The organism is Parapedobacter sp. ISTM3 (assembly GCF_016533505.1).
GTDB classification, from domain to species: Bacteria; Bacteroidota; Bacteroidia; order Sphingobacteriales; family Sphingobacteriaceae; genus Parapedobacter; species Parapedobacter luteus.
In genome coordinates this window covers 125,570-138,447 of the sequence record NZ_JAENGN010000011.1, presented here as the reverse complement: position 1 = coordinate 138,447, position 12,878 = coordinate 125,570, and the positions used below count along the sequence as shown (strand labels likewise).

6 protein-coding genes are annotated in these 12,878 nt (G+C 50.6%); all 6 read left to right on the top strand.

Annotated features, from left to right (window positions below):
• Nucleotides 1-3: 3 nt before the first annotated feature.
• The 6 genes from JHJ32_RS15265 (at nt 4) to JHJ32_RS15240 (ending at nt 12,586) form a co-directional block, all read left to right on the top strand.
• Entirely contained in the window at nt 4-930 is a 927-nt protein-coding gene (locus JHJ32_RS15265) for a family 43 glycosylhydrolase (RefSeq protein WP_200121523.1), read from the top strand.
• 175 nt (nt 931-1,105) lie between these two features.
• Entirely contained in the window at nt 1,106-4,333 is a 3,228-nt protein-coding gene (locus JHJ32_RS15260; protein WP_200121522.1) for a TonB-dependent receptor, read from the top strand.
• Nucleotides 4,334-4,344: 11 nt separating this feature from the next.
• On the top strand, nt 4,345-6,273 hold the full coding sequence (locus JHJ32_RS15255) for a RagB/SusD family nutrient uptake outer membrane protein (RefSeq protein WP_200121521.1): 1,929 nt from the start codon (nt 4,345-4,347) through the stop codon (nt 6,271-6,273).
• Between the two features lie 11 nt (nt 6,274-6,284).
• Nucleotides 6,285-6,962, top strand: a complete 678-nt coding sequence (locus JHJ32_RS15250; protein ID WP_200121520.1) for a DUF3823 domain-containing protein — start codon at nt 6,285-6,287, stop codon at nt 6,960-6,962.
• A 433-nt stretch (nt 6,963-7,395) separates the two neighbouring features.
• Complete coding sequence (locus JHJ32_RS15245; RefSeq protein ID WP_233632689.1) at nt 7,396-10,674, top strand: TonB-dependent receptor; 3,279 nt, start codon at nt 7,396-7,398, stop codon at nt 10,672-10,674.
• A gap of 13 nt (nt 10,675-10,687) precedes the next feature.
• On the top strand, nt 10,688-12,586 hold the full coding sequence (locus tag JHJ32_RS15240) for a RagB/SusD family nutrient uptake outer membrane protein (protein ID WP_233632688.1): 1,899 nt from the start codon (nt 10,688-10,690) through the stop codon (nt 12,584-12,586).
• Nucleotides 12,587-12,878 lie beyond the last annotated feature (292 nt).

The window sequence follows — 12,878 nt, the reverse complement described above, 5'->3', positions numbered from 1 at the left end:
TTAATGAGCAAATTGCCGACGCATGCTCAGCAAGCGGATACTGCAATACGGGTGCATGATCCAGTACTGATCAAGCACGAAAATACTTATTACCTGTATGCAACAGGACGAGGCATTGCGGTGTGGTCGTCTTCCGACTTGACACACTGGAAGCGCGAACCGCCGGTGTTTGCCGAGCCTCCAGTATGGACAACACAGGCTGTGCCCACGTTCAGGGGCCACTTCTGGGCCCCTGATATCAGCTATCACAATGGGCAGTATTACCTGTATTATTCGGTGTCGGCCTTCGGCAAAAACACCTCGAGTATCGGTTTGGCGACCAACGTGACGCTGGATCCCACTGATTCTCGCTTCCAGTGGGTCGATCGCGGCAAAGTGATCCAATCTTATCCCGGCCTGACCGACTGGAATGCCATTGACCCGAATCTGGTGGAGGACGATAGTGGAGGAGCCTACCTGGCTTTCGGGTCGTTTTGGGGAGGGCTGAAAATCGCCCGGCTTACCAACGATCGGATGGACATAGCCGGCGATACGCTGCAGTTGCCAACGATTGCCAGCAGATCGACCCAAGCAAACCCCATTGAAGCACCATTCATTTTCAAGAAAAACGGATATTACTATTTATTTGCCTCTATTGATTATTGTTGCAAAGGTGTGGAAAGTACATACAAAATGATCGTCGGGCGTGCTAAGACGGTGACAGGCCCTTATGTTGATGATCAAGGAGAAGATCTCGCAGCAGGCGGTGGCAAGCTGCTGCTTGCTGGAGATGACCGATGGCATGGGGTAGGACATAATGCAGTCTATACCTTTGACGATGTGGATTATATGGTTTTCCATGGATATGACGGCCATGATAATGGCATCTCCAAACTGCGCATTAGCCAATTGTATTGGGATGACTCCGGGTGGCCGGAATTGAAAAACTAAAAGCTAAGGGCCACTTTTTTTTAAGTGAATAAGTGTTTTTTTAACATTATATGCTTCCCGAGCATATCGATGCTAACCAATTTGTTATGAAAAGAGTATTCTTTGGTTTGCCCCCATAGCGTTCATTCCGTACTCCGGAATCATCGATTATTTACCAATCAATAAATCACTAGTTATGAACAAATATAAACCAACGAAGACACGTTCTTGGCACTTGATCTACTTGAGTGCGGTCTTTTTTATGATGTTTGGAGGTTATACCCAAGCGTATTCCCAGGAATTTATTGTAAAGGGTGTCGTAACAGATGCCGAAGGCAAACCCGTGGCAGGGGTGAGCGTGGTACTCAAAGACACCGATAATGGCGCTACGACTGACGAAGCAGGCGGCTATACACTTCGGTTACCGAGCGGTAACGGTACCTTGGTGTTTAGGTACGTGGGGTTCGGCACGCAGGAAGTGCCCGTAAACGGCCGGACAACCATCAATGTACAGCTCGAAACGAGCAGTGAGGAACTAAGCGAGGTCGTTGTCGTTGGATACGGCACACAGACGAAGGCTTCGATTACGGGGGCAGTAAGTACTATCAAATCGGAAGATCTCGTCAGGACGCCGGCTGTTGCGGCAACAAGTGCACTGGTGGGAAAAGTCCCCGGCGTTACAGCGCGCACCACGGATTCGAGGCCGGGCAATGGCGCCAACATCCAGATCCGCAACCTGGGTAATCCGCTGTACGTCATCGACGGCGTGCCGTACAGTACGAACGACGGCACTACCTCATTTGGTTTTAATTCAGGTGTGTCTGGCCAGAATATATTCAACAACTTAGGGCTGGAAGATATCGAGAGCATCACCGTACTGAAAGATGCTTCGGCTTCTGTATACGGATTGCGGGCTTCCAACGGCGTGGTATTGATCACCACTAAGAAAGGAAGGCGGAATGAGACGACGTCCATTAACGTGACAGGCTACTATGGCATGCAGAATTTTACTCGCTTCCCCCGGCCCGCCAATGCAGGGCAGTACATCCGTGGGCTATTGGAATCTGCACAGAACTTCGGGCAGGATCCTGCGCTGCTGTACTCGCCGGATCAATTGGCGAAATGGGAAGCCGGTACGGAAAGGGGATACCAAAGTTATGACTACTTCGATATTGTCATGCGACCCAACGTACCGCAATATTACCTGAGTGCCAATGCCAGTGGTGGATCCGAGCGTTCCAACTACTATATCTCGCTCAGCCATATTAACCAGGATGCCATTATCCGTGATTTTTCGTTCGATCGAACAAATTTGCAAGCAAATGTCAACGGCAACCTCGCGAAGGGACTCCAAGTCGGTACGCAGATTAGTGCGCGGGTGGAAAAACGTCTCAATGTAGGCGTGCCGGGACTGGATGACTATTTCAATCCGTTGCTGAGCGTATTCAGCATGTGGCCTACCGAAAGCCCTTACGCGAATGACAACCCGAATTATATCCATCAGACCCACAACGTCAACGTGAATCCGGCCACCTATCGGCGCGATGTTACGGGTTATGTCGACCATTGGTGGCGGGCTATGAACGTCAACCTCACGGCTCAGTATGATTTTAACTTCGGTTTGACAGCGAAAGGGCTGTACTCGTATAATTTTACCAACGAGGATCTCGACGGCTTTGAGTATACCTACGATGCGTACCTGTATGATGCCGAAACCGACACCTATTTTACCCGTCCGGGCTTTGGCAACCAGAACCCCTGGCGGGAAAAACACAAACGTAATATTGTTGCCCGGTTTGCACAGTTCCAGTTGAGCTACGATAAGCAGTTTGGCGACCATTCACTATCAGCGGTGGCAGCCTATGAGCGGTCAGACAACGAAAATGCTCGGAATGTCATCCATACCGTACCGTCCAACAATTACATTCCGATCATGTCATTCGCGGAGCAGGATTACCTGGCAGATGAATGGGCGGTGGAAGCGCGGGCTGGCTATATTGGCCGGGTTAATTATAACTACAGGCAAAAGTATCTCGTGGAGTTACTGGGGCGTTATGACGGGTCATTCCTTTATGCTTCCGAACACCGGTGGGGCTTTTTTCCTGGCATCTCACTCGGTTGGCGGCTCAGCGAAGAGCGGTTTGCCAAGGACCGGTTCGGTGGGTGGTTGACCGACTTCAAATTACGCGTTTCTTACGGGGAGACCGGTAGTGAAATGGGACTTTCGCCTTTTGCTTACCTTGCTGGTTTTACTTACGCGGGTACGGGCGTCAACGACGGAAGGAACGCCGTATTAGACGGTAACTTTGTCAACGGCCTGCGATCACGGGGGCTGCCCATTACCACGCTTTCCTGGGTCACCAACCAGACGCGAAACGTCGGTCTTGATTTTACCGTGTTTGGAAAGCTTACCGGCCAGTTCGACTTGTTTGAGCGTCGGCGAACCGGTCTGCCGGCAGCCCGTTATGACGTGCTGTTGCCCAGTGAGGTCGGTTACACCCTGCCCAATGAAAACCTCAATTCAGACGCTACCCGGGGGATGGACGGCATGATCAGTTGGAGAGACCAAGTGGGCAATGTGCAGTATTCCATCGGTGTGAATGGAACATTGGCCCGGCTACGGAGCCTGAGTACTTATAAGCCCCGGTTTGGCAATTCGTACGATGAGTATCGCCGATCAATTGAGGATCGTTGGACCGGCGTCAATGCACAAGGACTAGCTACGGGGATAAATTGGGGCTATCAGGTCGTTGGACAGTTCCAATCGCAGGAGGAAATTGATAACCATCCCATCAATATAGACGGACAGGGCAATCGGACACTGCTTCCGGGAGACCTCGTTTTTAAAGACGTCAATGGAGATGGAATCATCAATGACTTGGATGTGACACCCATTGGTTATGCCGAGGGCGCACAGCCTTATATAAATTATGGTATCAATGGCAGCATCGGCTGGAAAGGTATCACATTAGCGTTCGATTTCGTCGGCGCGGGAATGCAGACGTTTTTCAGGGATTGGGAACTTAAATTCCCTTTCCAGAACAATGGCAATCTACTGCGGTTATTTGCGGAAGACCATTGGCGGCGGGAAGATCCTTATGACCCCAACAGTGCATGGATTCCCGGTACTTACCCAGCGCTCCGCAAGGATCTCAACACGCATGTCAACTATCGGAGGAGTGATTTCTGGGTCACTAACGTGCGCTACTTCAGGTTGCGAAATCTCGAATTGGGATACGCAATTCCCCGTGGGCTCCTCGAGCGGGTCGGAATTTCTGCGTTGCGGATCTTTGCCAATGGCACCAACCTTTTCTCACTTGACAACGTTGGCAAATTCGAGATCGATCCGGAAATCGCCAGTACGAATGGGCTGGTGTATCCTCAACAACGGCTTTACACCTTTGGTTTTAATTTATCGCTATAAACTTGATTGCCATGAAACGAATATATCAGTTCATCATGCTTAGTACCCTGTCTTTCGCTTTCCTCTCCTGTGAGAAAGACTGGCTGGAACGGCAACCGAAGAACATTATACTGGAAGAGCAGGTATGGAATGATCCCAGACAGTTAGTTGGGATATTGGCCAACTTGTACGATCGCTTGCCAACCGATATGGGATTGACCGATCAGGACCGCAACGCCATTGACATCAACCAAGAACGGCAGGCGCAATGGCGCCGGATGGCCGACTATGATGATGCAATGTGGTCTGGATTTTCCAATGAGGAAGGGCGAAATAACATTGTCACCTATCCATTCGACCGTTGGCGGATATGGAATTATAGCTTGGTACGCGATATCAATCACGCATTGGAGAATATTGAAACGCACGGGACAGCGCTAAGTGCCGAAGAAAAGACACAATTCAATGCCGAGCTGCGTTTCCTGCGAGCATACAATTACTTTGAGCTCGTCAAGCGCATGGGCGGTGTACCACTGGTTACTACTCAATTGATATTTAATTACAGCGATGACCCGGCATACCTGCAAACACCACGCGCGGCAGAAGCCGAAGTCTATGACTTCATTGCCGATGAGCTGGATGCCATAAAAGACCACCTCGGCAACGAAGGCAGCAAAACGAGAGCGAATAAATACACCGCGTTGGCCTTGAAAAGCCGGGCGATGCTTTATGCAGCTTCCATAGCCAAATACAACAACCTGATGGGCGGTCCAATCACAACGCCCGGCGGGGAAGTGGGGATACCGGCCGATCGTGCGGCTGACTACTACCGGCGGTCGCTGGAAGCCTCTGAGGAAATCATTACCAGTGGTGCCTACTCCCTGTACCAAAATAATCCCCATCCGGGTGAGAACTTCTACGAGGCTATTGTTCAGAAAGCCGGAAATCCCGAAGTGATTTTTGCTTGGGATTTCTTGACTTCCAAAGATAAAAGACATGCCTTCTCGTATGACAATATCCCGCGCAGCATCCGCGAGGATAACTTAAGTTCGTCCAATGTGACACCTTCACTGAACCTCGTGGAAAGCTACGAGTATCTGGATGGCTCGGCCGGCGAACTGAAAACCCGCACCCCGGATAACAGTGATTTTATCTATTACGATCAAGTGACCGATATTTTCGCCAACAAAGACGGTCGGCTATATGGAACGGTGATTTATCCCGGAGCCGCTTTCAAGGGCTTAACCGTGGAAATGCAGGCCGGCGTGATGGTATGGAATGCAGGGACAAACTCGTACCAGACAATCGAAGGATCGGATTTAGGATCGGATTGGGGCGGCAACAATTATCCCAATGGCGACGGAGGGACGCTGACAGCAGTTGGCGGGCCACATCGCTCTATCCAAGAAGTTTCCAATACCGGATTTTACCTACGCAAATATTTAGATTCCGGCCCGGGTACCAGTACACGTGGCATCCGGAGCGACGTATGGTGGGTGTGGTTTCGCTTGGGTGAGATCTATCTGAATGCCGCCGAGGCAGCGTTCGAACTGGGTTTGGCCGGCGAGGCGGCCGGTTACTTAAGTACGTTGCGCGAGCGGGCCGGTTTCCCCGAAAATAGTGTTACAGCAGCGACCATCGGGTTAGAGCGGATACGCAATGAGCGGCGTGTCGAGCTGGCTTTTGAAGACCATCGGGTGTGGGACCTCAAGCGCTGGCGGATTGCCCATGAAGTGTGGAACGGCACTGCAAGCAACCCTGATGCTGTGGTATATGCACTATATCCATACCGCGTGGTACGGCCGGGCGATGCGGCCAGGGATGGAAAATACGTGTTCGTCAAGATGGTGGCTCCGCGTTTTAGGGCACCCCGTTTTTTCCAGATGGGCAATTATTATTCGGCTATCGACCAATCCGTGATTAATAATAATCCCAAGATCGTTAGAAATCCATTCCATTAATTCAATACATCATGAAAGCAAGTAGCTATTTATATTTCGTTCTTTTCGCCTGCCTCGCGTTCGTCGGATGCGAAAAAGACAATTACGATGCTCCAACGTCAATGCTAACCGGACGGGTGGTCTATCAAGGGGAACCGGTGGGCTTGCGTTCCGGCGGAGTTGAACTGGAACTTTGGCAGCATGGCTATGACCTATTTTCCAAAATTCCGGTTTATGTCAATCAGGACGGTTCGTTTTCCGCGCGTCTATTTGACGGCAACTACAAGCTGGTGCTGCTGCGGGGAAATGGGCCATGGGTGGATAATACCGACTCCATCGATGTAAACCTGCGGGGAACGGCTTCGATAGACGTGCCAATCGACCCGTATTTCGTCATAACTGACGAATCCTTCCAACAGCATGGTGATGAGATCATCGGAACCTTCACGATTCGACAGGTCAACAGTTCGCGGCAGTTGGAACGTGTAGCCATTTATTTAGGGCAAACCATCATTGTGGATCAGAATAACCATGCTGCCCGTTCAGAACTTGTAGCAGGGGACATCACCGATTTGAGTCAATCCATCCGCATAAACGTGTCTATACCGGCTGCTTTGGCCAGCAAGGGATACCTATTTGCCCGGATTGGCGTGAAAGCCAGTGGCGTGGCCGAATACCTGTATACACAGCCTGCGAAAATTACACTTTGATTATCCTGACTTATTTGAGCAGAGCGGCGAAAAAGGTCGCTCTGCTTTTTTTATCAAAATCCCATGAAGTGGAGGTGTGCTGGCTGTCCCTGGGGAGCTTTTAACAGTCTTTTTTATTGAATTGTATTTAATATTTGATAGCTTTAGAGTTATTCTACCAAGTTAGACGATAATTGGCTGCTTAAGCCAAAAACAACAAAGACATATAAGTGTTTATTTAACGATAAAAGTTGCAGCTACCTTTTTGCACGGCTTTTATCGCCAGGGAACGTTTATGATTTGCCTTTCACGAAACCAATTTATGAGTCTTAAACAGGCCTATTGTTTTTTGTGTTTTGTTTTTTCCGTAGGAAAGACGTTGCTATCGCTTATCCGTAATACATAAATATTTATCAATAACCCTTTAATTATTAACTTATTAAAACACACAATTATGATGAAAAAGTTAGTTGAGCGTGTTCCTATTCGGGTGGATTCTTGGATAGGTGCAGCCGTATTGTTCCGAATCCAAGGAAAGCGGATTGATGGCTGCCGCATGTTATCTTTTTTGCTACTCACGGCTTTATGGATAGCTATGTCGATTTCCGGAAATCCATTGTTTGCACAGGAAGGTACGCTGACCGTTCAAGGAAAAGTGACGGATGCGCAGGGTGGGCCTATTGGCGGAGTATCAGTTGCTGTGGCCGGAAGCACAACGGGTACAGCGACAAATGATGAGGGGAACTACAGTTTGGAAGTAACCAAAGGAAGTTCGCTGGTCTTTTCATTTGTTGGCTATGTTTCCCAGACCATTACCGCTGACCGCGAACGGATAGATGTCCAATTGGAGGTAGACGCTTCCATGTCTAACCTGGAAGAAGTGGTTGTCGTTGGCTACGGTACGCAGCGGCGGGAGACGATTACCGGTTCTGTGGCTTCGGTAAAGAGCTCTGAATTGATGAAATCGCCTACGGTAAACGTCTCCAACGCGTTGGCGGGGCGCCTGCCAGGTGTGGTGGCCACCCAGGGGAGCGCAGAGCCCGGATATGACGGTGCTGCCATACGGATACGGGGCACGAACACGTTGGGCAACAGCGGCCCGCTGATTGTCATCGATGGTATCCCGGCTCGGGCAGGCGGGTTCGAACGGCTGAACCCGGCAGACATCGACAACATATCGGTACTGAAGGACGCATCCGCGGCCATTTATGGTGCCCGTGCGGCCAATGGGGTTATCCTCATCACGACAAAACGTGGCCAAACCGGTAAGCCATCGCTTTCCTATACGTTCAATCAGGCGTTCTCTCAGCCAACGGTCATTCCTAAGCTGGCAAATGCCGTGCAGTATGCGGAAATGCGCAACGAATTAGAAGTCTTCAAATTGCCCGTGGCGGAATGGTCAGCTGCACAGGCTGCCTTGGATGCGACTGGGACCTACACCCGGGCAGACGGCTCCGTGCTCACGGCACCATTTTCGCCGGAAGACATCCAGTTGTTTGCCAGCGGGACAGACCCGTGGGGACACCCCAATACCAACTGGTTTGATGCTACCTTGAAAAATTGGTCGCCCCAGTCGCAACACAATCTGCAAATCAATGGCGGTACCGAAGATATTAAGTACTTAACGTCCATCGGCTACCAAAATCAGGATGCATACTACCGGAATTCTGCGACGGGTTATTCGCAATACGATATACGGGTAAACTTGGATGCCAATATCAATAAGTATGTCACCACAAAAATCGGCATATTGGGCCGTCAGGAGGACCGCGAGTTTCCCACCAAGTCGGCAGGGACGATTTTTCGGATGCTGATGCGCGGTATTCCCACCGAACCGGCGTACTGGCCAAACGGTTTGCCGGGACCGGATATCGAGTACGGAGAGAATCCGGTGGTGATCACGACCAACCAAACCGGCTACGACCGCGATAGGAGATATTATTTCCAGACAAATGGGGAAGTAAATATCACCTTGCCATGGGTGGAAGGGTTGAAATTCACCGGTACCGCATCTATTGATAAGTACCAGCAGAAAACCAAGCGTTGGGAGGTTCCTTGGTTTCTGTATACGTGGCAGGGCGATTACGAAGATGACGGTGTCACCCCGCTGCTGGTACGGGGGCAGCGTGGCCCCGCCGATCCACGCCTGACCCAGGGAGACGAAGACCAGATGAATGTCTTGCTGGGGGGTGTGCTGTCTTATGACCGCACCTTCGGTGACCACACGTTGAACCTGCTCGCCGGTGTAAACCGGGAGACCGTTCGGAACGACAACTTCGAAGCGTTCCGCCGCTACTTTATCTCCAACAGTATCGACTACCTGTTTGCCGGTGGAGAAGCGGAAAAAGACAATGACGGCGGCGCTTGGGAGCAAGCTCGGCTCAATTACTTCGGCCGTGTAGGATACAACTACAAAAGCAAGTACATCGCCGAATTCCTATGGCGATACGATGGTTCTTATATGTTTCCAGAAAGCAGTAGGTACGGCTTTTTTCCAGGCGTCATGGCGGGCTGGATGATTTCCGAAGAGAACTTTTGGAAGGACAATGTGCCCGTTGTCAATTACCTCAAGCTGCGGGGTTCGTACGGACAGATGGGTAATGACCAGATTTACTTCGATCATGACAACGACGGCACACAGACCCTGCAGGAATACCAATACTTCTCTACCTATGGTTTTGGTACTTATGTCATCGGCAATAACCTGGTGAAGACGCTGTATGAAAGCCGCGTGCCTAACTTGTTTGTAACCTGGGAGGTGGCCAACAACTATAACGTAGGGTTAGACGGGCAGCTGATGGATGGCAAATTCAACTTCACGGTCGAGTGGTTTAGGAACAGAAGGGAAAGCATCCTGTGGCGGAGGAATGCTTCTATTCCTCAAACGACCGGGATGACCCTGCCAGCCGAGAATATCGGCATCGTAGAGAATGGCGGGTGGGATTTAAGCGTGGGCTATACCAACCAAATCGGCGAATTGAATTTAAATGTCAGTCTGAACGGTGGATTTGCCAAGAACAAAATCCTTTTCTGGGACGAAGCTCCCGGTGCGCCTGAATGGCAGTTGTCTACCGGAAGAACCATCAACTCGCAGCTGTATTATATCTATGATGGCGTATTCCGTGATGAAGCAGACATTGCTGCCAACACCATTGATTACAGTGCTGTCACAAACTCCTTGCGGCCGGGCGATATGAAGTTTGTCGATTATGACGGAGACGGAGCCATCACACCTGACGACCGCGTAAGGCGTGATAGGAACACCATACCAACGTTTCAGGGCGGGTTGAATATAGGTATGCAATACAAAGGGTTCGATTTAACGGTGCTCTTCCAAGGAGCGGCAGGTGCCGAACTGCGCGTAGGGACAGACGAGTCTGGTGCCATCGGAAACTACCTGCTTGATTTTTACGAAAACCGCTGGCGGGTGGATGCGCCCAGCAGTGAACACCCTCGTATCACAGACCGCAGCGACCAATATTACTCTTCCGGCAACACCTATTGGCTGCGGAGCACAGACTACATCCGGTTAAAAAACCTGGAGCTGGGCTATACGTTTCCGGCACAATGGATGGAATCTGCAGGAATCAGTAATCTGCGGATCTACTTGAGCGGGTTTAACCTGTTGACCTGGAGCTCAGTCGGTGTATTGGATCCGGAATCCACTAATCAATTGGGGCATTATTATCCACAAGCGCGGTTGTTGAATACCGGCATTGCTGTTACCTTTTAAACCAAAGAAGAAGATGAAACGAATTAAAAAATATCATGCGTTTGTACAGTGTCTGTTGGTCGTCATCATGAGCTGTACGGTGGCTTGCAACGATAATTTTGTAAGCACAAGGCCGTTGGGTGAAGTGTCTGATGAAGATACATGGCAAGATGCCGGATTGGCAGAAGCTTTCGTCACAGAGATCTATAACGGCTTCGGCCAAGGTGGGTTCGATGAGGAAATGTTAGCTTCGTTATCAGACGAGGCGATGTTTACCCATCCGGGTCGAGGAATTAACACCATTACGGAGGCCCGTTCAAACGATGCTGATCTCGGCTGGAACAGCCAGATCAGTGCGGGTACCCACAATTGGGGCAACCTGTACAGGCGTGTCCGGGCAACCAATATCGCTATACAGCAACTGGCAGACCCGCAGTTTGACAATTCTTCAAACATAGCGACGCGGTTGACGGGCGAGGCCCATTTCCTCCGCGCGTTCTTCTATTCCGAATTGCTTCGATACTATGGAGCGGTTCCGTTGGTCGACAGCGTGTATGGGCTGGGACATGACGATTACACCATTGCACGGAATACATTTGAAGAAAATGTGGAATTTATCGTTGCTGATTGCGATAGGGCTGCCGAATTGCTGGCCGATGCACCTGTGGTTGATGGCCGGGCGTCGGTAGCTGCCGCCTTGGCTTTGAAGGCCCGTGTGCTGACCAAGGCAGCGAGTGATCTGCACGATATTCCGACGGCGTCTGCCAATTCGGAAATCATCGCCAACTATTCAAATCCTGAATACCTGGGTTATACCAGCGGCAACCGTATGGAACGATGGCGGCGTGCCCAAGCTGCCGCAAAGGCTGTTATGGATGCTTTCGGCCCGGGATATTTGATGGGCCTGACCGAGCCGGTCACACCTGAGGAGGGTACGGCCAACTACCTTTCCATGGCTATGGCTGGCGGCAGTAATGCGGTGCCCGCCGATGGCAAAGCAGATCTCATATTGGGCAGGTTCTTTATCGATCTTAAAGACGAGGGCGGAAATTACGTGGGCAGGAATAACGGTCCTAACGGGTATCACAATTGGGCGGGGAATACACCAACCCAACAGCTGGTCGATGATTATGGTATGGCTGACGGCAGGCCGTTCGATTGGGGGAATCCGGCGCACGCGGCTGCACCCTATATCAACCGGGATCCGCGTTTCTACGCTACCATCCTTTATGACGGGGCAGACTGGAAACCGCGTACAGCCGATGTGGCGGGCCGGGATCCAGCAAACCAGATCCAAACCGGACAGTATGAGGTGAGGCAAGGGGGGAACACTGCGATTCACTACGGCTTGGATACCCGCAACAGCAGCGTGGAAGACTGGAACGGCACCCATACCGGTTATTATATGCGTAAGTTTATCGACCCCGATCCGGCAGTGGTTGACCAAAATACCCGTCAATTCATCCCATGGCCGGTATTGCGTTTTACGGAGGTTGTGCTGAATTATGTGGAGGCCAGCATTGAACTGGGCGACGAAGCCGAAGCGAGGACATGGCTCAACCGCATTCGCTTCCGCGCAGGGATGCCGGCCATTACAGCGTCTGGGGATGCACTGCGGGATACCTACCGTAATGAGCGGCGCATTGAACTGGCTTACGAAGAGCATCGGTTTCACGATGCACGCCGCTGGATGATTGCAGCCGAAACGTTGGGAAGGAAGGTAGGCATTATCCGCATACTCGGAAGGTTGAAAGCCGGAAGCAACGTGTCGCTATATCGGTACGATCCGGAAAATTATGATTATACCTACACCGTGGGCACGGTCGACCCGGGTATCGAAAACCGGCAGTGGCTGGATAAGATGTATTTCATTGCCATCCACCGCGATGAGATGAACCGTAATAATCAATTGGTACAGAATCCGGGCTATTAGGCCTCTTCCGAAAACCTGCCAACTGAAAGGGGTGTCCAACACATTGGGCACCTCTTTTCCTTTCCTGACCCTACTGCCAAACGGTGGAGGCCTGAATAATGCCTTTTTGATCTGTCCTGCAAATTATATTGCACATAAAAGGAATTTAGCTAAGTTTGTATATCATATTATAAGCTAAACCCGTTTGAGAATGAAGTCATGGACAATTATTTTGATGGCCTTATTGCTAAAAAACACAATAAGTGTCGGTTCGACAACTAAGGGGGAAACCAGTCGCTAGAAAATTCGGTGA